Below are 21,911 nucleotides of genomic sequence, written 5' to 3'. Positions count from 1 at the left end.
CATTTCACTCATGTAAATAAAATATATTTTATAATTATAAATAAAAAACCGAATGATTAGAAAGATGACCTTCCTTACCATTCGGTTCAATAGGTGTGTTAGTTACTTATGTCCCAGCCTCATTCTGCAAAAACCTGATCAATTTTCTCCCGATCATAATCTAAAATCCATTCATTATAGCTTTCAAAGATGCCCCGAATGGTTTCTGGACTTGCTGCAAGCAGATCACAGCCGCGATCATCATAAACGTGAAAGATTGTTTTTTTCGTAATATTAATAAAATAAACATAATGAAATATTTTTGGCTGTAATGCCATATCCTGATTGCAGATCGCCTTTAACAAAGGAATGTAAGCTATATCTGCAGCTTTACATTTTAACGTAAAACGATGGGTCTTATATTCCCCATCTTCATCATCTTCCGGGTAAACAAAAGGAATTGTATTCTCCTGTAACTTATACAAAACAGATTTCTTTTTTATATATTTAGAAAAAGTATTTAATTTCCGCTTAAACACTTCGCCGTCAGCATAATCATGTACGTCCACTACCATAAATAAATCATCTGCCGGAGAATGTACTTTCTTAAACAAAGTGATTGCTCTGTCATACACACCTCTTATATATGGACAATTTTCATAAATGTTGTCAAAATCATAATCCACCCCTAATTCAAATCGGATGCCAACATCCCAATTGTAAAAAAGCGGCGGTCTCAGTGATAAACCAGAAAAATTTGATTCCATGAATTGGTCAACTTGCATCTAATAGCCTCATTTCTAATTTTCTTCTTTTTTTACATCTATTATCGTATCATTTTCCATCCAATCTTCTAAAAGTCTATTAAAAAGATCAGGAACAGACAAAGGAGCTGAATGGCCAACCTTAGGAAAAATAATTCCCTGAACATTCGGATTGCTGTGTGTCATCTCTTTCATTGAATCCTTCATTATTTTTTTCTCTTTTTCACCAACCGTAGCTAATATTTTGTGCGGATATGTATGGAACGATGAAGGGATCGTAAATGTGGCGTTATCATTCATGACTCGCAAAAAAGCATGTTTATTAATCTGAAGTGTTTCCTGGTAATACTCATTAAAATACTTATCACTTATATCAAGCGCTTTAGCTTGTGCTTTAGCAAATGTTCGATTCTTTACCAGTGGCAAAGCCATGATCATGCTTTTATTCAGCATGGTGGCAAAAGGAATTTGCTTGACCAAAGCACTATTAATCATTGCATATTGAATTAGACCTTCCTTTTTCCCCAGCATAGATATCAACACTTGTGATCCTAGAGAAAACCCAACAGCTGCCACCGTTCTTCCTTTTCTTTTTTCTTCAATCAATTCAATCAGCTGATCTGCTGCAGTATCAATAGAAAATTTCAACCCATCTCCTCTGCTCTTTCCATGCTCGGGTAGATCTGGAACCAAACAGTGATAACGCTGGGAAAAATAAGCTACCTGCTGATCCCACATCCAGCCGCTGACTCCGCCACCGTGAATAAAAACAATCATTTTCGAATGTGCTGCACCGTATTCTTTATAGTACAATTTATTTCTCCCCCCGGGATAAATTGGTTTTCCCTACTATTTCACCAGGTTTTTCAACTTAATATGTATACCAAAAAGTCTTATCTGCAATATCTTGGAATTGATCTGCTTTACGAAAATGCAGCAGTATATCCTTTTGATTGGTGCCAGTATATTCATCATCATCAACATTATAATATTGAAAAACTTCAACCTGATAATCTCCATTAGGAATTTCAATCCTATATTGAGAGCAATTTCGGTCTGGCACTTTATGCTGTTCAAATTGTGCTGCCATCGTAATGCAATCATAATCAACTAAGAACAGCCGCTCGTGTGTCACTTTGATAAAACCCGATGCTTTACGGAAACAAGATTGTTCAATATTCTCTTCTTCTGAATCAATTAATACCTCAACATTCCAAGAGTGCTCAATTCCCTCTGCTGTCATTTGAAAAAAGAGGATATGTCCATTTCTCATTTCTTTGGCAATATGCTTAAAGAGTAAATCATCAACATGCCAATCTTCACTGACAAACGACTTATATTCTTCTGTATCTGCCACTCCTATAAAATTCGTATCGCCAAATTTCATGACAAAATTCATAGTCCGCCCTCCTTTAACATAAATTTACAATATTATGATAACAAAAGGAAAATAATTTGTAATTTATTTAGGATTCAGATTCCACCAAAATGTTTTCTCACAGGGTAAATACATATCTTCACTTTGACTTTAAAAAATCATTCAGCCAAGATGCTTCCGTTAAAGCACGGGAATCTTTCAAAATCTCACCTGGTTTATTCGCTTCTCCAATAATATAAGCTGGAAAAGGCATGTTTAAGAATTCAAATGTATATTGAAACTGCTGAATAAGAGGTATCCCCTTAATCCGCGGATCGTCACCGCCTACTATTACTGCGATTGCTTGAAGTTTTTTTAAATGCTCCTTTAAGTGAGGATATCGCTTATCGCGAATTGCATGACTTAGCCGATCAAATATATTTTTCATAGTACCTGTCATGCTGTACCAGTAGATTGGTGTTCCAAAGATGACAATATCACTTGTCAATAATGCATTGATCACTTTATGATAATCATCATTAACTGTCTGAAAACCGCACTCTGAATGACGCAAATCTTCAATTGGTTTAATATGTAAGTCACTAGCATATATTTTTTGATGTTCGATTCCTTTAAGAATAAGATCTGTTAATTGTTCCGTGTTGCCGCCTTTCCTTGTACTGCCAACAATTGATACAATCTTCATTTTTTTACTCCTCCTATGTTATATTTTATAAAAAGTATATAATTTCCTTATTAATCAATAAAGATGAATAAATCGATTACATCAATAGATTTTTCCGATTTAGAGGTGAGTAAATGGATACAAAGCATTTACAAACATTTTTGACCGCAGCAAGAACATTAAATTTTACACAAACAGCCAAGATATTAGATTATGCCCAATCAAGTATTACAGCACAAATTAAATCCTTAGAAGAAGAACTGGACACCACTTTATTTGAACGGCTGGGCAAACGAATTTATCTGACAGAAGCAGGAATTCAGTTATATCAATACGCTGAAAAAATGATCAAACTCGGTGAAGAAATGCGCTTTGCAGTTTCATTGGAAAATGAGAGTAACATTGTCTTAACCATTGGAGCACAAGAAAGCCAATGTACATATCGTTTGCCTGGTGTTCTGCAGAGATTTAAACAGCTGCATCCTCATGTAAAATTAATATTTAAGCCTGTTCATACAAGCGAGATCGCAAAAAACTTATTAGAAACCGGCAGTCTGGATATGGCAATTGTAACGGATGCCCCAAAGAAGCTTCCTTCTATTCATAAGGAAACATTATTACAAGAAACATTGGTGATTATTGCCTCTCCAGCACATAAATTAAGCAATCATCCTGCATTATCACTAGAGGATATCTCAAAAGAGACCATTCTGCTGAATGAAACTGGCTGTTCTTACCGGGCACTAATTGAAAAAAAAATGCATGATGAAGGCATTTATCCTAAACACTTAATTGAATTTGTCAGCATCGAGACAATTAAACAGTGTGTTATTGCTGGACTCGGTGTTTCTTTCTTGCCAAAGATGGCTGTCGAAAAAGAACTTAAAAACGGCCAGCTATTGCAGTTGCCAATTCCCCTAGGTTTAAGTCCACTATATACTGAAATTGCTTTGCATAAAGACAAAGTAATCCCTGCTTATTTAGAGGATTTTATAGATATTGTTCGCAAGAAATATAAAGGTTCGATCTAAGCTGGCTATTATCCAACCAATAAGGAGGAGCAGATATATGATGTATTCCATTAAGGAACTAACCACTCAAAAAGAATGGCAGGAAGCTTATCCCGTCATGAAGCAATTAAGAACTCATTTAACAGAGGAGCAATACCTTGAGTTAGTAGAGGAAGCAGCAGAAAAGGAACAGTATACACTAGCTGCCTTATATGTAAATAACAAAATCGCAGCTCTTGCTGGATTTATGCCGATGATCACTTTATACAACGGAAAATCCATATGGGTTTGTGATCTCGTTACAGATTCCGCTCATCGTTCAAAGGGGTATGGTGAAAAACTATTAAACTATGTACATGATTGGGCAAATGAAAAAGGATATAATATCGTCTCCCTCTCTTCTGGTCTGCAAAGAGAGGATGCACATCGGTTTTATGAAAATAAGATGGAATATGATAAGGTTAGCTATGTATTTTTAAAGAGGCTTTAATGTAAATTGCATAAAAAAGGCTGCGGAAATGAAATTTATCCGCCGCCTTTTTTATTTTTTGAAGGGTACTTATTTATGAACAATATCCTCTCTTAATGCCGCTACTTTCTTAAGCGCCTCATTGATATCTTCTTTCTCGACGCCAAAGTGTGCAAGTGCATCATGAAGATGTCTCACAATCGCTTCAAAATGGGCTGGCTGTATATCCATATCTTCATGCGCTTTTGCCATGGATCTTCCGGAATACTGATTCGGCCCTCCTAAGGCAAAACTGATAAACTTTGACTGATGCTGGCGCTGCTTTTCCATATCAGTATGTTTGAAATAGTGATTGACTGACTCATCTTTAAGTACCAGCTCGTTATAAAAATAATCTACTACCTTTGAAATAGCTTCTTCTCCGCCAACTTTTTCGTATAAAGTCTGCTCCATGGTAACACCCCTATCAAAATTCTTATACTATCATTTTCCACAATGTTAAAGGTGTTATTCCTTTTTTAGAGCAATTAAATGAAAAGAGTGGAAAAACAGCGGAGAATTTTAAAAAAGAGAGCGAATAGCATATATAAACGATAGAAACCAGCATGAATTATATGGACCATAGTAAATGAAATAGCAGATATCCGCCGTTAAAAGTCTCCATCTCCCCAAAATGCCCATTTATCCGCCAAAGTCATTTCCGCCACCACTATCACACCAAAAAAGCCAAGCACGGAATATCCGTACTTGGCTTTCAAAACAAACTGCTATTAGATCACCTGCAGCCCTGCTTGATTCAAGAAATTCCAAGGTTTGTTGTAATGAGGCTGGAAGAAGAAATCCACAAATCCAAGCTCATCCATTGTCATCTTATTCTGGATACAAACAGATAATGTGTTAATTGATTGAGTCACGTCGATTTTAGACATAACCTGTGCTCCTACAATACGCTTTGAATCTTCTTCGTACACAACCTTCAGCTGCACCTCTTCATAGGTTGGCATAAATTCAGGACGGTCATGCTCTACGATTGTGACGCTTTTCACATTTAATCCCATACGTTGAGCTGATGCTTCTGTTAAGCCTGTAGTTGCAATGTTTTGATCATATATTTTAATGCCTGATGTCCCTTGAGTTCCCATGTAGCGAACAGTTGGCTTTACTAAGTTTTTAGCTACCAGGGTTCCCATTCTCACCGCGTTTGTTGCAAGCGGGATATAAGCATATTCACCTGTTGGGTTATAGCGGATCGCACAGCTGTCCCCAGCTGCAAATACGTCTTCATTGCTCGTACGCATATACTCATCGACTTTAATCGCGCCGTTTGCAAGCATATCAATCTGCCCTTTTAACAAGCCAGTGTTCGGCTGAAATCCGATACAAAGAATTACAAGATCTGCTTCATACTGACCATTCGCTGTTTGAACGGCAGATACTTTACCATTTTCCCCGATAAAACGATTAACGGTTTCACCCAGCGCTAACTGAACACCGCGGTCAGTAAAGTCCTTTTCAACAATTTCAGTAAAAGATTCATCTAAATATTTGCTTAAGATTCTTGTTTCACCGTCAATAAGCGTTACGTTTTTCCCACTCATTTCGAATGCTTCTACAAGCTCAATCCCAATATAACCTGCCCCTACAACTACAATATTTTGTGCGTCCTTCGCCTTTTCAATGATTGTGTTCGCATGATGGAAGTTTTTGCAGAGCAATACATTCTCCATATTTATGCCTTCAATCTTCGGAATGACAGGCCAAGATCCAGTCGTCATGACAAGCTTATCAAATGTGTCTGTCACGTCTTTGTCTTCTGTCAGATTTCTTGCTGTGATTTTTTTCTCTTCTACATTAATATCTACTACTTCATGCTCCATTAGCATCTTAACGCCTAACTCCGTCAATTCTTCTGGAGAACTGTAAAATAAACCGTTTGGATCTTTCACAACGCCGCTAACATGCAGGGCAATTCCGCAAGATAAAAAGGAAATATTATCGTTTCTTTCATAAACTGTAATCTCAGCTTCTGGGTAAAGCTTCACCATATTTGATACCGCAGCAGTTCCAGCATGTGTACATCCAATAACAGCAATTTTCATTTATGTGTTCCTCCTAGAGTTTATGTTTGTTAAATACTTCACATATAATTTGTGATTTATTTCACAATCAACCTTATGAACTCATTATAAGACATCTTTGTGAAATAATCAACATATTTTGTGATTTTTATCACATACTATTCAAAAGCTTGTCACATAAGGCTTTTGAAGCATTACACTACATAATAGTAGTCCCCATTTAAATAAAAAAAACTAAAATTCTTATCTGGAACATAATGACTAGATAAGACACCTTCACTCTGCTGGTTAGCACTCAACAGATTGGAAATGCTAATCAAGCAGATTCTTTTACAGTTTTAATGATTTTACATATGATTACCTCTATACAGTCTTAAAAAACCAACTAAGGAGCTTAAAAAAGTATGACTAATGAAAACAACTCACTGTTATCTTCTTTTACGCTGCCAAATGGCATAACACTGAAAAACCGTGTAGTAATGGCACCAATGACCAATTTTTCTTCCAACCAGGATGGAACTGTTACGGATGCTGAAGTAGAATATTATGCACGCCGCTCATCTGGCGTATCCATGGTTATTACGGCTTGTACAAATGTAACGCCAAATGGCCAAGGGTTTCCTGGGGAATTTGCTGGCTATAGTGATGATTTTATCCCAAGCTTAAAGCAATTAGCTTCAGGCATTAAAGAACAAGGCGCAAAAGCCATTCTGCAAATCTTCCATGGCGGCAGACAATGCCCTCCTGATTTAGTAAATGGAGATGTGGTAAGTGCGAGTAATATTCCATCTGAAGGCGAAGGAAATCCAGTTCCTCGCGGTCTATCTGAGGCTGAAGTGGAAGAAATGATTGAGGCTTTTGGTGAAACAACTCGCCGCGCAATTGAAGCTGGCTATGATGGAGTAGAGATTCACGGAGCAAACGGCTACCTGATTCAGCAATTCTTCTCCCCGCATTCAAACCGCAGAGAAGATCGCTTTGGCGGCAGCCTGGAAAAACGAATGACGTTCCCGTTAGCTATCGTAGAAAAGGTAAAAAGTGTGGTAAAAGAACATGCTAAATCACCATTTATTGTAGGCTACCGCTTCTCGCCAGAAGAGCCGGAAACACCTGGTATTACAATGGATGATACACTTGCTCTTGTCGATAAATTATCGGATCAGGGTTTAGATTACTTGCATGTTTCTCTACAGGACTTCCACTCAACACCAAGACGCGGTGTGGAAGATCTATCGAAGACACGCATTGATTACTTATTAGAAAAAATCGATAACCGTGTACCTTTAATTGGTGTTGGTTCTATTTATAGCGCAGAGGATGCAAAGAAAGCATTCGCAACAGGCGTTTCGCTTTTAGCATTGGGCAGAGAACTGATTATCGATCCTGATTGGGTACAAAAGGTAGAAGCTGGAAAAGAAGATGAAATTGTGACGGAGATCGATAAAGATCGCCAGAAAGAACTTGTTGTTCCAGATCCATTATGGAATGCAATTATTCATACACCAGGCTGGTTCCCTGGAGTATAAATGTTCCTTTTGGATTGAAGAGACAGAAGGAATTAAAGAGTAAAAAACGAGGGACTCACATCCCTCGTTTTTATTTTTTCAGCTTAACCTTCACCATTTTCCGCTTTCCGACCTGTACAATGAGGCCCTCTATGATCTCCAGTTGCATTCCAGAATCTTCAACTGTCTCCCCATTCACTTTCACCCCACGATTGCCGATCATTCGGCGGGCTTCACTTTTAGACGGGAAAAACTGCAGCTCTAATAGCAAGTCAACAATTGAAAGCTTCCGATCGCCGCTCCACTCTTTTTCAGGAATTTCATCAGGCAAAATTCCTTTCTGGAATACAGAAACAAAGTGATTTTCTGCTTTTTCAGCTTCCTCCTCACCATGGTACATTCTTACGATGGTTTTACTCAGCAGCATTTTCGCATCCCTTGGATGCAGGGAACCTGATGTGATGTCCGTTTTTATGCTCGCAATTTCTTCTGGAGAGAAGTCTGTAATAAGCTCAAAGTATTTGATCATCAATTCATCTGGTATTGACATGGCTTTACCGTACATCTCTTGTGGCATTTCATCAATGCCAATGTAATTTTTCTTTGACTTTGACATTTTCTCAGCTCCATCAAGTCCTTCTAATAATGGCATTAACATCGCCACTTGCTTTTCCAATCCAAACTTCTCTTGAAAATGTCTGCCCATCAGAATATTAAAATGCTGATCTGTCCCGCCAAGCTCGATATCACACTGTAATTCAACAGAGTCGTAGCCTTGCATTAACGGGTAAAAGAATTCATGGAGGGAAATCGGTTTTCCTAAAGCAATCCGTTCTTCAAAGTCATCTCTTTCCATCAGCCTTGCGACAGTGATTTTTCCGGCAAGATTGATGACATCTTCAAAGTTCAGCTTAGAAAGCCATTTTGAATTAAAATGCAGTTCTACTTTTTCCATATCCATGATTTTGCCGAATTGTTCAAAGTAGGTCTTTGCATTATGCTTCACTTCTTCATCAGTCAATTGTTTTCTGGCAGCCGACTTGCCGGTTGGGTCGCCGATTTTACCTGTGAAATCTCCAATCAGCAGCTGAATGATATGCCCGTTATCCTGAAACTGCTTTAATTTGTTTAAAACAACCGTATGACCTAAATGCACATCTGGCGCAGAAGGATCTAAACCTAGTTTGATTTTTAGCGGCTGATTTTCCAGAATTGACTTTGCCACCTTCATTTCGAGCTCTTCTGTTGGAATAATATCTGCTGCACCTTGTGTGTAGATGTTCATTTGTCTTTTTACTTCAGCTAATTGTTCTTGCGTTAATTTGCTCACCATTGCTTTTAACCTCCTAAAAAATAATAAAGACCGCAACATTCATAAAGGGACGTATGGTTTACGCGGTACCACCCTTTTTGAAGATTACAGTCTTCCACTCTGCGATACAACGGCTCGTCCGTCCTTTTGCATAAAAATATACAAAAGAAAGCTCAAGGAATGTAATTCGGATTTATCACTGTATCGATTCTCAGCACCATCGACTCTCTGAAACAGGACGATAAATCCTACTGCTTTTCCTATCATCACATTTAATATTGATTATCTCGTATCATTCGTCTTAATAATTCTGCGGCTGTTTTTTGCTCATTTTCGCTCAGACTGGAGGCAATTTTCACTTCACCCTGATGAAATTGCGGATAAAGTTCTTCAATCACTTTTTTCCCTGAATCCGTAATAGCCAAATAGGTTATTCTCCGATCTCTTTGGTCCGTTTTACGGTAACAGTATTCTTTCTTCTCTAAGGTTTTCGTAATATTGCTAATCGTTGCTTTAGAGACCGCATTTAATTCTGCTAATTTTTTCGTTTCAACTGACTTCCAGATCCATAAATCATACAGGATAGAAAAAGAAGTCCAGGAAAGGCCATGCTTAGAAAGCACTTCTCGTTCCATTTCATTCTTTAAGCCCTGTGCAACGCGGTAGATGTTTGTCACAACTGAAACAGCGTTTAAATTAAGGGAATCCAGAGGAATTTTAGACAATCGGCTGATTGTATCTTTCTCTTCCTGCAGCAAATGACCATCCTCATTAAATGTATAAATACACATCACTCCCTTCAAATTTTCTTAATCGTTAGCTATGAAACGATAATACTAAAAGTTGGGTGTGAATGCAAGGAGTTTTTATTTCTTCGGTCATTTCCCAAGATTTTTCGATCTATTTCCCGGATTTTTCGATCAATCTTTGGATATTTTCGGTCAATCATGGAGGTGTTTCGATCATTTCCAAAGATTTTTCGATCATTCCCCTTTTCAAGTAAAAAACTGCATGATCTCCCCTCATCTGGGTGGTACCAACTCGATTATGCCGGATACCAAGTAGAGATTTCTCCCTTTCGGTCATTTCCCAAGATGTTTCGATCTATTTCCCGGATTTTTCGATCAATCTCCTGATACTTTCGGTCAATCATGGAGGTTTACCGATCATTTCAATAGACTTTTCGATTATTTCCTCTTTTCGGGCATAAAAAAAGACAGCCGAAGCTGCCTTTTTTGTTACACTCGATTCATTTCGTCTGGATCGGATCCAACACGTTCACTTTTGTTTAGTCCGTTAAGAATTTCCACATCTTCTTGAGATAATTCAAAGTCAAATACATCTGCGTTTGAGATGATGCGGTTTTCTTTAATGGATTTTGGAATGGTTACGACTTCGTTTTGCAGGTTCCAGCGGATAATAACCTGTGCTGTTGTTTTGCCGTATTTTTCGGCAATTTTCATGATTGTAGGCTCATCTAAAAGCTGGCCTTGTTTTAGTGGTGACCATGACTCCAGCTGGATGTTATGCTTTTTGCAGAAATCGCGCAATTCTACTTGAGTTAAATGCGGATGGAACTCAACCTGGTTCACCATTGGTGTAATTTCAGCATCCTTAAGCAAGTCCTCTAAATGATGCTCTTTGAAGTTACTTACACCGATTGCACGAACTCGTCCATCTTTATATAGTTTTTCTAATGCTTTCCATGTTTCTTTGTATTTGTTCTGAGCAGGAACTGGCCAGTGGATTAAGTATAAATCCAGGTATTCCAAACCTAATTTTTCTAAGCTTGTATCAAAGGCTTTTAATGTTTCTTCATAGCCTTGATCACCGTTCCAGACCTTTGATGTAATAAATAGTTCTTCACGTGGAACACCAGCTTCTTTAATCGCTTGGCCGACACCTTCTTCATTTTGATAAATGGCTGCTGTGTCGATGCTTTTGTATCCATTTTTGATGGCAGCTTTAACGGCTTGAATAACTTCATCTCCGTCTTGAACTTTAAATACCCCTAGACCTAACCAAGGCATTTTGACACCATTATGTAATGTGGTTGTATCTTGCAGATTTGCTGGCATTTGCATCCCCCTAACGTATAGTTCGTGTTTCTAAATATTACTTACTGATTAATATTATCAAGAATTGGTAATGAGATGCAATTTTTAAAGCTTAAACTTCGCATCATTTTTACTTAAAATATAAAGACTGGACCTCCTCCAGCAGCAGAATCCCTGCTCCCTCCCTTTTCAATCAACAAGCAAAGTTACCAGTATATAAAAAAACATGGAACTTGCCTAAACAGGTTCCATGTTTCTTCAATTACTGCATATATTCATTCACAAGCTCATAGCATCTTTCTCTCGTTACATCTGCCATGACAGCGGTATATTCCACATTTTCCTGAGTGCCTCCTTCATATTTTAAGGAAGCTTCCTTCGCCGTTGTATCTCTGTGCTCAATCCAGCTTCTCTGTTCTATCCTTAATGCATCCATTTCTTCTTGTGAGAGCTGCTCTTCAAGGACAGCATATATTTCGTTCAGTGCTTCATCCCAGGCTTCCCATCGATCTGAAGCTTCTTTTTTCATTTCAACCGTATTGGAAGCCGTCGAGTTTTCCATCATTTCTGTCATCTCTTGATCAATCTCATCTAACTTCGCAAGGTATTCTTCTTTTTTACTCTCTGGTTCTTCGCTATCACTATTGTCAGCAGAATCTGATGGATCTTCAGCAGGAGCTTCGTCCGATGCCTCATTAGAAGATTCATCTTGTTCATCAGGTGCAGCCGGATCGGAATTTTCAGGAGATTGTTCTGATCCGCTGTTTTCTTCCGATTGTGTGTCTAAATTAGAACCTGTCTCTTCCGATGACTCCTGGCAGGCTGCTAATAGCATCACTAAGGATGCAAATAAAACAAGTAATATTCTTTTGCTCTTCATTTTAAAACCTCTTTTGTAAAAAATATCGTCGTGACTGAATTCATCCTTCATTTTATATTCCATCTGTCTGTTATTATATTTCAATAAGATGGCAAATTCAAAGAATTCGAAATGCCCCAAATACTTTCTATCATTGTGTCAGAACGCTTTGGCACAGCGTAAATTTTTAGCTTCTCGAACTTTCACCCATTTTCCAAAAGGTAATTCTTGAATTCATGCCAAATTTTTGTATAATATGAGGTAACTGCATATCAAAAATGTTTTCTAGGGTTCCGCAGCTTAGAGCTGGTCTGGTCCGAGAGAAAACTCACAGCTCTTGCTGTGCCACGGAAGGATAAAAGCCTGGGAGAAACTGAGTAACAGTTATCTCCTGGGCTTTTTTGTTTTTTGGAGATATTAACATTGGAGGTGTCTTTTGCATGAATAAAGACTGGATTAAAGTATTTATTGCAGCTTTTTTTGAAGTATTTTGGGTGATCGGCTTAAAGCATGCACATGACTTTTGGGCATGGGCTGGAACTCTCGTTGCGATTGGAATCAGCTTTTATTTAATGATTATGGCTGGGCGAAAGCTTCCCGTGGGAACGGTATATGCAGTGTTTGTCGGTTTGGGAACAGCTGGAACTACATTATCTGAAATTCTCTTTTTTGGAGAGCCATTTAGGATTGAGAAAGTACTCTTAATTTTACTTTTATTAGCTGGTGTTATTGGTCTGAAATTAGTGACAACAAACAAAGTACAGGAAGAGGGTGACTCTTAATGGCTTGGATTTTTTTAATCTTAGCGGGGTTATGTGAAATGTGGGGTGTTGCGATGATCAACAAACTGCATAAGGATCGTAATTGGCAATCGCTCTTCTTATTATTTCTGGGGTTTGGATTAAGCTTTATTTTTCTTGCTTTGGCTATGGAAACTCTTCCCATGGGTACGGCATATGCCATATGGACAGGGATCGGGGCATCCGGAGGAGCTATTTTAGGCATGATTTTCTATGGTGAATCAAAGGACTGGAGGAGACTTATTTTTATAGGCATGGTTTTAGGTGCCGCAATTGGATTAAAACTTGTCTCATAGAAGGTAATGAATTTATGACTTAACCATTAATCTTATCTGATTCAATTTACAGAGCTCTTACAAAGAGCATTAGAAAGAGCCTGCCATCAAAAGTATGTCTTGGATGACAGGCTCTTTTTATTTACATAACGACAAAACATTCAAGATCCGTTTATAAAAGAAACACAAATTAAGGATAAACAAATTTAGATTATATCATTTTATCCCTTACTTTCGTCTAGCCTCAGTGGTGATTTTCCTTTGATAAATCAAAGGATTTAGGTATTAGCAAAAATACCATAATAGCAGAAGAAATTAAAATAATTCCTCCTATTATTCCGGTTGCAACGAGAGATTCGCTATACGCGGTTTGAGCTTTTGCAGCTAACTCAATTATTCCGGTTTGAGCTGATACTTCAATTGCACCAATAACTGATTCATTCGCATAGGAGGCCAAGGATTCTGTTACTGACTGACCAGTAAACCTTTCTATTTCCAGATAACTTCTATAAAACAAGGCAGAAATACTTCCCAAAACAGCGATCCCAAGGACATTCCCAAAATCATACATGGTCTCTTCAATTGCCGCAGCATTACCGGCTTTAGCTTGTGAGGTGCTAGACATGATAACTGCCGAAGCGATAGCTAAAGAGCCTATTCCCGCACCAAGCATAATCAAAGTCGGTACTAGCTTTATATATGTTACTGGTTCTCCCAAAAAGTACATACATAAGAATCCAGAACCTGCTATTGCAAGTCCTCCCGCGATAACCATTCTTGCACCAATCCGAACAGCCAGTCCTGGGGCAATAATTGAAATGATTAATGATCCAGCAGCCATTGGAAGTATATAAATGCCCGCTATTAATGGAGAAAGCCCCTCTACTACTTGAAGCCATTGTGTTATTAATAGTATGATCGCTGCCATCCCAAACATGGACATTAGTGCAGCAATTGTGCCTGCCGTAAATGCTCTATTCTTAAACAGTCTTACATCCAGCAACGGTTCAGTGCTTTTAAGACAGCGAATCACAAACCAGAGCAGCAAAATGAGACCTACTGTTAACGATAGCCAAGACACTCCATCTGTTAAACCTTCTTTTGCAAAATGTTTAATACTCCATACTAGAGAAACCATACCTGATAATGATAACAGTGTTGCAAGTTTATCTAAACGTGGCGGATGAGCTTCCTTAAACTCTGGCAGTAAAAATAGACCTGCAGCAACAGCAAGCGCCGCAAAAGGTACATTTACTAAAAACGTTGCCTGCCATGGAAAATATTCTAATAATGCTCCACCAATTATTGGGCCTAAAATACCGCCTACTGCAGAAACGGCTGCCCATATAGCAAGTGCTGTTGTCCGTTCTTTTGGGTCAAGAAAGATGGTGCGGATCATAGATAATGTTGTAGGCATAATCATTGCTGCTGCAGCACCAAGCAAGGCACGCAGAGCAATAACTGTTAACGGGCTATCAGCAAATACAACAAGCAGCGAAACGATGCCAAATATGAAAAAGCCAGTTAACAATGTTCTTTTCCTTCCCCACCTGTCAGCCAAGGCACTCATGGTAATAATTAATCCTGCTAAGACTAGTGAATAAATATCGACAATCCATAGCTGCTCTGCAGAAGTAGCATTAAGATCCTTCACAAGATTAGGCAAAGCCATCATAAGAATGGTCATATCCATCATGACAACAAATAAACTTACCGATAGTACTATTAAAGCCGTCCACCTCTGTTTAGCAGACATTGATTCTACAGACATAGAGAATATTGACTTAGACATTTTTCCCTCCGTGAGCTTTTCATTTAGTGATATTACACAGTAAAATATAAAGTATATGGTTACCATATAGTCAAGGAGAGTGTGAAGAGAATGGATCATTTATTTTCAACAGGCGTATTTGCACGAATGTGCAATGTGACAAAACAAACCCTTTTCCACTACGATGATATCGGTTTGCTAAAGCCGCATCATAAGGATAATAAAGGATATAGGTATTATTCCTATAAGCAATTTGATACGATGTACGTTATTGAATCATTAAAGGAGATTGAAATGTCTCTGAGTGAGATAAAAGTTTTTATGGAAAATACTACTCCAGAGTTAATGGTGAAAATGTTCAGTGCAAAATCTGTGACCTTACAGAAAAAAATCGATAACCTTATCCGAATTCAAAAGGTAATTGAACAGAAAATCTCTATTACGGAATCCGCGAATGAAACTGATTTCTCCAGTATCACTTTAGAGGAAGTAAATGAAGAGTATTTGTACTTAAGTGAGCCAATTTTAGACTCCTCGAGTAAACATTTAGCTGAAATTATTGCTGATTTTTATCACGTATGCAGCAATAAATTTAATGAGGGTTTTTCAATTGGAATGATGATTGGCAAAGAACAGCTGTTACAAGGGGATTTTGATATTTACAAGTATTTGTACACTAAAATAAGCTCAGAATCAATCGAATCTAAAGTTTATAGAAAGATAGAAAACAAACAAGTTATAGGGTATCATGTGGGAAGTTATGAAAGCCTTGGGGAAACCTACTCAAATTTGTTAGCCTATATTGATAAAAATCAATACAGCATATCAAATTATGGTTATGAAGAATACATCCTGGACGCCATCTCTGTTAACGACAGCAATCAATATGTTACAAAGATCATTATACCAGTTGAAATCTAAGATATATCATATAATCTAGTCCAGTTATAGATCACCTTTGTCGATAATACAATAAAACTAATAGAGGCTTCCCCCTATTTAGGATAGCCTCTTTCTGATATGTAATTGATACATTTATGCAAACTAAGACAGCTAGTTTCTCGAGGTTGATCTTAAGCCAATATCATAAACTTACTTTCGTATCCCTATCAGAACATTCTTGCAGAAAATCGTGATCCTGATGTCTTCTGCGATGGAGTCAAATATCCATTTTTGTCTCATCTTACCAGTAAACTTCGAAGATTCAGATTCAAAGATAAATACTTGTATAATTTATTTGTTTAAAAAAAGTTCTATAAATTCCATTGGTATACATCTGTGTTTTTAAACGTTTTCCCAGATAATAGCTGCTTCTCTTCTTTATAAGTGAGGCTCATTTTATAGGTTCTCCCTTCACGTGGATCAAAATCTGCGATATGACACTGACATACCTTTAGGAGCGGGAGCATTTGACTAGCGAATTCGGATTTAGAAATACCTGATAGATTACTTGTGGTTTTGCCTTGACGACTCTTGAAGCTGTATCGGTTTCTTTCGTTCAATACATTTTTCAAAGGAAAGTTTCCTTATTTTGAACCTGTATTTGCTAGCTCAGCAAAAGATTTTATTTTTACAACTAATAATACTCTGCTGCTGTAAAAAAGGTATGCTTCTATTAATCCTCAATTACTTATTCGTTTCCCAGCTTTTCTGCAGCTTTCGAATATAAACAATCTGCCCAATATGAGAAGCATTATGTGTGGTCAAGTTTCCTAGAATACCCCACCACTTTGCATTAACAGGGAAGCCATTTACCTCTTGATCTATTATCTCCTCTGTCAGCAGCTCCTGCCAGTGCAGCAAAACCGCTAGAAGGCACTCTTTTAAGTCAGCAAATGATCGATCTTCTTTAATCACAAAGCTTTCATTATTGTCACGCAGCGGCGGAACTGCATCCATATGTGATTTTTTATATCTCTTTTGCCATGTTTCATTCCAATAAAGAAGGTGCTGGGCAATTTCAGCAATACTGTTGCTTTCTTCATTTGGTTTCCAAAACGCGTCTTCTTCTGTTAAGTTGGCAGTGGATTCTATAAATGAAACATACCAGCTGGGATCATTTGCATTTGCTGATAATTGATCTGCCAGAACATCCTTAGCATGAGACATCCTAATCATACTCCTTTAAATGAAGTTACTTTTTTGTGTGATAAACTGATCTAAATTGTCATCATATTTTGCTTATGATTTATTCTTTTGGTTCTTATAATCTTAAGGATACTACCATTGACAATGTCAGGAGCTTCCAGATGAACTGAATGACCCGTATCCAGCTCAATATGTTCGGTGTCAGCAGTCAAATTGATTAAAAGCTGCTGATTTACCCTCCAGTTTTCAGGCTGTTTTTTTGCACTGATTACAATAACCGGAAGATCTGACTTCAGAGGCTGGCTATTCAAAAGCTGCTGTGCTGATATTGAACTATCCCTGAATTCACGGTAGACAGATTGGTATGCCCCCACCGTGTAGCCGGTATATTTTAGTGCAGCATCAAACTCATTCGAAAGAAATTTCCGCCCAATCTTCTGTTTCAGTAATCGCGGAATTCCAATCAATGAAGTGATATGCGCAAATGTGACAAGTCTGCTAAATTGCTTGATGCGCTTTTCATTCTCTTGATTTAAGACATAATGATTTTCATGTGCGGCATCCACTAGTACTAACCCTGCAACTTCATCCTGGTACATGCTTGCAAATAGGCGCATTGCAAGACCTCCAAAAGAGTGGCCAACCAGGATAAACGGCGGATCGATTTTTAGTTCACGAAGAATATCTTTTATCTCTTCTACGCTATCTAAAGAGGTCATTGTTTTCCTATTTGTCCTGCTCCAGCCATAGCTGCCTCGGTCATAGGATATAACACGTGCATACTTAGAAATTTCCGGCTGAATGTAACACCAGTCAATGGAGATTGAACTAAGTCCTGCTTCTAAAATGACAGTAACAGGTCCTTCGCCGCTCACTATGGCATGTACTTCTGAAAATTTAGTTTTAATGATCTGTCCAGGCGGCTTCACTTTATTTTTCCGATCTGCAGCCAGATTCCAAATCGTTAATGGGAACCCAACTGCACCTAAAGCATTTCTTAAAATGGTTGCTAAAGTCATTTTTCTCCTCCATATTGTTCCAAATAATATATATGGTAGATATTATTCAATACAGAGGGAATAATTCCCTTCTAGCTCAGTTCGATTGCTTCTTTTCATGGGAAAATCTATATCATTACATCTGTCTTGAATCAACTGCCTTGATGAAAATATACAGCTTCCCAAATATGTCCATCAGGATCTTTAAAATAGCCAGAGTAACCCCAATCATAATCCTTTGGCTGATCAGGCATTAGGGTTCCGCCATATTTAATCGCTGTTTTTAATATAGAATCCACTTCTTCTTTCTTCTCCACAGCACAACTCAAAATGACATCATTCGTTCTTGCGGCTGTACCAGCTGCAGTAAAGTCTTCCAGCGCTGAGCGCAGGTACAGAACCAATGAAGAGTCATCTTCCATACTAAAAACGACATGATCGGCATCTTGTACCAAACCTTCCTTCGGAAAACCTAACCCATCTTTATAAAAAGAGATAGACACTTCTAAGTTTTGAACAGCAAGTGTAATAATATTTATTTTTGCTTTCATCCTAATTCCTCCTAGATTTTAGTTCCACTAAAAATTCCAGCCTGATTTCACACGAAAACTTGTCAGTGTTAACCTTTATTCCACTCTTCAGCTAAAACAGCGTAATAATACTCATCCCACCACTCTGAACCGTTTGGTATACACTTTTTAAAATGGCCTTCCCTTCTCATGCCAATCTTCTCCATAACGCGATAAGAAGCAATGTTTTCTGGCTGGCATGTTGCAATTATTCGATGCAGTTTCATATTTTCAAAGCCATATTCTAATATGGCTTTAGCTGCTTCAGAAGCATAGCCGTTGCTGTAATACTTCGGATTAAAGACCCAGCCTATTTCATACGTATGTTCACCAAAGTATTGATGAAAAACCATATGTCCGATCAGAAGATCCTCCTCCATTAATACAACAGGAAAATATTTAGCTTCACCATCACGGTTCTTATTTATAAACGCTTTCACATCTTCTTCTGTAAATACACCTTCTGGTATGTATTTCATCACTTGCCGGTCTGATGTATATTCATATACTGCTTGCCAGTCTTTTGAATGAAAATGACGGATTAATAATCTGCTTGTTTTTATATTCATAACTTTATCCCTGCTTACTAAATTCTTTTATTTCTGTTTTATGATCAAAACACAAAACAGCATCTCAGCAAGTACATTCGATTTTTTATTCCTAAATCCCTTTATATGCATAACACAAAAAAGACAACCCCTAATTTAATAGGATTGTCTCTATTAATCAATCAGTATGTATTAAACTTTGCTGATCTACCAGCCTGCCTATCAAACCACAAGGACAGTCAGGGGACCTCGAAGTTGCCTTCAAAGTTGTATGGCAGGATTTCATTAACACTAATCACTTACGACTAAACACTAAACAGTTAAACACTGATTACTAAGCACTCAATACTGAACACTTATCTTGGCGTTTCCTCTTTGGGAAACAATCAGATTTGATTGACTGGATTTAGTGGTTTACAGCGATAGACCAGCAAAGTTAATCAATCTTAGTCGATATCTACTTCAACGAATGTTCTTGCATTCACTTCATTCAGTGTACCATCAATTTCAGTCATAAACTCAACCAAAAAAGCATCAAGTTCATCCATTTTTTCGATTGGCACTAAATAGAGGACATCTGCCAGAACCTCTTTTTTCACTTGTTCTGATAGTCCTTCTGTTTTCATGTTTTTATTAAATTGATCGACTTCAGCAGTAGCCTTTGATACAGCTTTTTGATAAGCAAATTTCAGATTTTCAAAGTATGCTTGAATATCATTTTTATAGACGAGAGCTTCAGCAATTTTCATTGTCTTCCCTGTAATGACGATATCGGTTTCCAGATTCGCCTTATTAATCGCTACCGTTAACTTTATGTAATTATCTTTTAAATCATAGAACTGCTGAAATAATGCTTTTACTTTATCGATCGATTCTTGATGATTCTTTTTGATATCCTTCTTTTCATCAGATAATATGTGAAGCCTTTTATTATTAATGGCACCATGCTGGGAAATGTCTTTTGTAATTTTATCTAATTGGGCTTTAATCGTTTTTTTGCGCGTCATCGCACGGGCAATCGTTATTTGCATTAACGGGTTCCTCCCCTTTTAGCTTGCTTCTTGCACTGCTAATCATAGAATAACAAAATTTAAAAATCAACAAATAAGTTATAAATTTCCTGCTTGAATTCCCAGTGTATTTCCTTTTGCATGCAGAACATTTTTTTACTGCATTTCGATTAGCTAAAACTTGTTTATATACTGAAAAAATACTACCATTAACCTACAATAACCATTTGTTGAAAAACAACAATATGAAAAGGAGTTCTAATACTGCATATGTTCATTCTTATTATGCTTCTCTCTCTGCTGATTTACGGCGGGCTTGTTTATTATATCGGCTGGAGAGGATATCGATTGCTGCGTCCGGAAACTTCCACGCGGCGTTTTAAAATGATTTATATTTTGGTCATCACGCTGGCAGCCACTTCATTTGTTTTGGGCCGCGTGTCCGGAATCACTTTCTTAAATATTGCCGGCGCCTACTGGATGGCTTGCTTTTACCTGCTGATCTTACTGGTTCCTCTTGCCCATTTGACCGTCATTGTCTTGCGGTTAACTAAGCTGCCGAGACGAAAGACGCAAGTATGGGCTGGAGCTCTAACGCTTGGATTGGTATTATCTCTTTTAGCATATGGCGTTTTTAATACATACAGTCCTGTTGTTCGCACATATGATATGACAATGGAAAAACGCTCATCTACGCTTGATTCTCTGCATATCGCAATGGCAGCAGACATGCATTTTGGTCTATTATCAGGCAAAAATCATGCAGAGCGTCTTGTAAAACAGATGAATGAATTAAAACCAGATATTATCTTAATGCCTGGTGACCTTTTTGATGATGATGTTCAGCCATTTCTTGATCAGGAAATCAATCAAATCTTATCTGAGCTTGAAGCACCATATGGCGTGTATGCCTCCCTTGGCAATCATGATAAGCATGAAGGAACAATGGATGAGCTGATACGAGCATTAGAGGATAGCGGCATCACAGTTCTATATGATGAGACAGAAAGCATCCAGGAAGAATTTTCGCTGATTGGACGCAAAGATTATTCAGATCCAGACAGACTGTCTCTTGACACACTTATGAAAGAAGTCGATTCTTCTAAACCCGTAATCTTGCTGGAGCATCAGCCATATGATCTGGACATCGCACAGCAGGAAGGTGTAGACCTAATGCTTTCAGGGCACACCCATCGCGGACAAGTATTCCCGGGCAGCCTTATTACGGCTTCCATTTTCGAGAATGATTGGGGACATTTGCAAAAGGAACAAATGCATTCTGTCGTTACATCAGGGTTTGGCTTCTGGGGACCGCCAATAAGGATTGGCACGAGAGCTGAAATTGTCAGTATTCAGGTTCAGTTTCAATAATATAAACCGTTTAAAAGAGGCTAGAACATAAGTATTTAACACACGCATAGAACCGAATGCTTAGGAAATGAACTGACCCAATAAAGTTAGACATAAAATTATGCTACTTTCAAGACCTGAGTCCGGTATTCAACTGGACTTAGGTCTCTTAATTTTACCTTCATACGTTTGTGATTGTAGTAATAAATATATTCATCTAATTCACGCTCAAAATGCTCCATACTTTCAAACTCTTGTAAGTAGAGTAGCTCAGACTTTAATAAGCCAAAGAAATTTTCGATCACCGCATTATCTAAACAATTACCTTTACGAGACATACTTTGTCGTATCCCATGTTCTCTTAATTTTCTCTGGTACTGACTCGTCCGATAATGCCACCCTTGATCTGAATGGAGAATGACTTCAT

24 protein-coding genes, 1 riboswitch and 1 other annotated feature are annotated in these 21,911 nt (G+C 37.9%); of the genes, 7 read left to right on the top strand and 17 right to left on the bottom strand.

Going from position 1 to position 21,911, the window contains the following annotated elements; translation table 11 throughout:
- Positions 1-119 precede the first annotated feature (119 nt).
- The 4 genes from F7732_RS22350 to F7732_RS22335 form a co-directional block, all read right to left on the bottom strand.
- A complete protein-coding gene (locus F7732_RS22350; RefSeq protein ID WP_420837709.1) occupies positions 120-746 on the bottom strand; it encodes a DUF3885 domain-containing protein in 627 nt (208 codons plus the stop codon).
- Positions 747-779: 33 nt separating this feature from the next.
- Positions 780-1,556, bottom strand: a complete 777-nt coding sequence (locus tag F7732_RS22345; protein ID WP_151576204.1) for an alpha/beta fold hydrolase — start codon at positions 1,554-1,556, stop codon at positions 780-782.
- 58 nt (positions 1,557-1,614) lie between these two features.
- Positions 1,615-2,130 carry a hypothetical protein gene (locus F7732_RS22340; RefSeq protein WP_151576208.1) on the bottom strand — a complete coding sequence of 172 codons (516 nt, stop codon included), beginning with the start codon at positions 2,128-2,130 and terminating at the stop codon, positions 1,615-1,617.
- A gap of 130 nt (positions 2,131-2,260) precedes the next feature.
- Positions 2,261-2,806 carry a flavodoxin family protein gene (locus F7732_RS22335; RefSeq protein WP_151576203.1) on the bottom strand — a complete coding sequence of 182 codons (546 nt, stop codon included), beginning with the start codon at positions 2,804-2,806 and terminating at the stop codon, positions 2,261-2,263.
- 113 nt (positions 2,807-2,919) lie between these two features.
- Here F7732_RS22335 and F7732_RS22330 point away from each other — a divergent pair, with 113 nt between their 5' ends.
- Both F7732_RS22330 and F7732_RS22325 read left to right on the top strand, forming a co-directional pair.
- Positions 2,920-3,816: a LysR family transcriptional regulator gene (locus tag F7732_RS22330; protein ID WP_151576202.1), complete on the top strand. Its 897-nt coding sequence runs from the start codon at positions 2,920-2,922 to the stop codon at positions 3,814-3,816.
- A 40-nt stretch (positions 3,817-3,856) separates the two neighbouring features.
- Positions 3,857-4,285 (top strand): GNAT family N-acetyltransferase, encoded by a 429-nt coding sequence (locus F7732_RS22325; RefSeq protein WP_151576207.1) that lies wholly within the window; start codon positions 3,857-3,859, stop codon positions 4,283-4,285.
- A gap of 69 nt (positions 4,286-4,354) precedes the next feature.
- Here F7732_RS22325 and F7732_RS22320 read toward each other — a convergent pair whose 3' ends face one another.
- Together F7732_RS22320 and F7732_RS22315 are read right to left on the bottom strand one after the other, a co-directional pair.
- On the bottom strand, positions 4,355-4,717 hold the full coding sequence (locus tag F7732_RS22320; protein ID WP_151576201.1) for a group I truncated hemoglobin: 363 nt from the start codon (positions 4,715-4,717) through the stop codon (positions 4,355-4,357).
- Positions 4,718-5,034: 317 nt separating this feature from the next.
- On the bottom strand, positions 5,035-6,363 hold the full coding sequence (locus tag F7732_RS22315) for an FAD-dependent oxidoreductase (RefSeq protein WP_151576200.1): 1,329 nt from the start codon (positions 6,361-6,363) through the stop codon (positions 5,035-5,037).
- Between the two features lie 383 nt (positions 6,364-6,746).
- Between F7732_RS22315 and F7732_RS22310 the strand changes: the two genes are divergently transcribed.
- Positions 6,747-7,868 (top strand): NADH-dependent flavin oxidoreductase, encoded by a 1,122-nt coding sequence (locus tag F7732_RS22310; protein WP_151576199.1) that lies wholly within the window; start codon positions 6,747-6,749, stop codon positions 7,866-7,868.
- 70 nt (positions 7,869-7,938) lie between these two features.
- Here F7732_RS22310 and tyrS read toward each other — a convergent pair whose 3' ends face one another.
- The 4 genes from tyrS to F7732_RS22290 all read right to left on the bottom strand — a co-directional run bounded on the left by tyrS (position 7,939) and on the right by F7732_RS22290 (position 12,096).
- Positions 7,939-9,180 carry a tyrosine--tRNA ligase gene (gene tyrS / locus F7732_RS22305; RefSeq protein ID WP_205068229.1) on the bottom strand — a complete coding sequence of 414 codons (1,242 nt, stop codon included), beginning with the start codon at positions 9,178-9,180 and terminating at the stop codon, positions 7,939-7,941.
- A gap of 42 nt (positions 9,181-9,222) precedes the next feature.
- Positions 9,223-9,435: a binding site (T-box leader), on the bottom strand.
- Entirely contained in the window at positions 9,432-9,950 is a 519-nt protein-coding gene (locus F7732_RS22300) for a MarR family transcriptional regulator (RefSeq protein WP_151576197.1), read from the bottom strand. Its footprint overlaps the feature before it by 4 nt.
- Positions 9,951-10,397: 447 nt before the next feature.
- Positions 10,398-11,237, bottom strand: a complete 840-nt coding sequence (locus F7732_RS22295) for an aldo/keto reductase (RefSeq protein WP_151576196.1) — start codon at positions 11,235-11,237, stop codon at positions 10,398-10,400.
- Between the two features lie 241 nt (positions 11,238-11,478).
- A complete protein-coding gene (locus F7732_RS22290) occupies positions 11,479-12,096 on the bottom strand; it encodes a lysozyme inhibitor LprI family protein (RefSeq protein WP_161598934.1) in 618 nt (205 codons plus the stop codon).
- 253 nt (positions 12,097-12,349) lie between these two features.
- A riboswitch (guanidine-I (ykkC/yxkD leader) is annotated at positions 12,350-12,447 on the top strand.
- Between the two features lie 68 nt (positions 12,448-12,515).
- Here F7732_RS22290 and F7732_RS22285 point away from each other — a divergent pair.
- A complete protein-coding gene (locus F7732_RS22285; protein WP_151576194.1) occupies positions 12,516-12,857 on the top strand; it encodes a DMT family transporter in 342 nt (113 codons plus the stop codon).
- A complete protein-coding gene (locus F7732_RS22280; RefSeq protein WP_151576193.1) occupies positions 12,857-13,171 on the top strand; it encodes a DMT family transporter in 315 nt (104 codons plus the stop codon). Before F7732_RS22285 ends, F7732_RS22280 begins: the two co-directional genes overlap by 1 nt.
- Positions 13,172-13,394: 223 nt before the next feature.
- On the opposite strand, the gene F7732_RS22275 is transcribed toward F7732_RS22280, so the two are convergent.
- Positions 13,395-14,942 carry an MFS transporter gene (locus F7732_RS22275; protein WP_240056707.1) on the bottom strand — a complete coding sequence of 516 codons (1,548 nt, stop codon included), beginning with the start codon at positions 14,940-14,942 and terminating at the stop codon, positions 13,395-13,397.
- A gap of 90 nt (positions 14,943-15,032) precedes the next feature.
- On the opposite strand from F7732_RS22275, the gene F7732_RS22270 reads away from it, so the two are divergent.
- A complete protein-coding gene (locus tag F7732_RS22270) occupies positions 15,033-15,842 on the top strand; it encodes a MerR family transcriptional regulator (protein WP_151576192.1) in 810 nt (269 codons plus the stop codon).
- A gap of 705 nt (positions 15,843-16,547) precedes the next feature.
- Here F7732_RS22270 and F7732_RS22260 read toward each other — a convergent pair.
- The 5 genes from F7732_RS22260 to F7732_RS22240 form a co-directional block, all read right to left on the bottom strand.
- A complete protein-coding gene (locus F7732_RS22260; RefSeq protein ID WP_151576191.1) occupies positions 16,548-17,030 on the bottom strand; it encodes a DinB family protein in 483 nt (160 codons plus the stop codon).
- Between the two features lie 50 nt (positions 17,031-17,080).
- On the bottom strand, positions 17,081-18,028 hold the full coding sequence (locus F7732_RS22255) for an alpha/beta fold hydrolase (RefSeq protein WP_151576190.1): 948 nt from the start codon (positions 18,026-18,028) through the stop codon (positions 17,081-17,083).
- Between the two features lie 131 nt (positions 18,029-18,159).
- Positions 18,160-18,558: a VOC family protein gene (locus tag F7732_RS22250; RefSeq protein ID WP_151576189.1), complete on the bottom strand. Its 399-nt coding sequence runs from the start codon at positions 18,556-18,558 to the stop codon at positions 18,160-18,162.
- A 68-nt stretch (positions 18,559-18,626) separates the two neighbouring features.
- Positions 18,627-19,145, bottom strand: a complete 519-nt coding sequence (locus tag F7732_RS22245) for a GNAT family N-acetyltransferase (protein ID WP_151576188.1) — start codon at positions 19,143-19,145, stop codon at positions 18,627-18,629.
- Positions 19,146-19,570: 425 nt separating this feature from the next.
- A complete protein-coding gene (locus tag F7732_RS22240) occupies positions 19,571-20,155 on the bottom strand; it encodes a hypothetical protein (RefSeq protein ID WP_151576187.1) in 585 nt (194 codons plus the stop codon).
- 249 nt (positions 20,156-20,404) lie between these two features.
- Here F7732_RS22240 and F7732_RS22235 point away from each other — a divergent pair, with 249 nt between their 5' ends.
- Positions 20,405-21,505 carry a metallophosphoesterase gene (locus F7732_RS22235; RefSeq protein ID WP_151576186.1) on the top strand — a complete coding sequence of 367 codons (1,101 nt, stop codon included), beginning with the start codon at positions 20,405-20,407 and terminating at the stop codon, positions 21,503-21,505.
- Positions 21,506-21,603: 98 nt separating this feature from the next.
- Here F7732_RS22235 and F7732_RS22230 read toward each other — a convergent pair.
- The coding region (locus F7732_RS22230) for an IS3 family transposase (RefSeq protein ID WP_151576185.1) at positions 21,604-21,911 on the bottom strand (308 nt) is incomplete at its 5' end.

Origin of the sequence: Bacillus mesophilum, assembly GCF_008923265.1 — a bacterium.
In the GTDB taxonomy this organism is placed as follows: domain Bacteria; phylum Bacillota; class Bacilli; order Bacillales; family Cytobacillaceae; genus Cytobacillus; species Cytobacillus mesophilum.
This window is presented reverse-complemented; position numbering and strand designations above follow the sequence as displayed.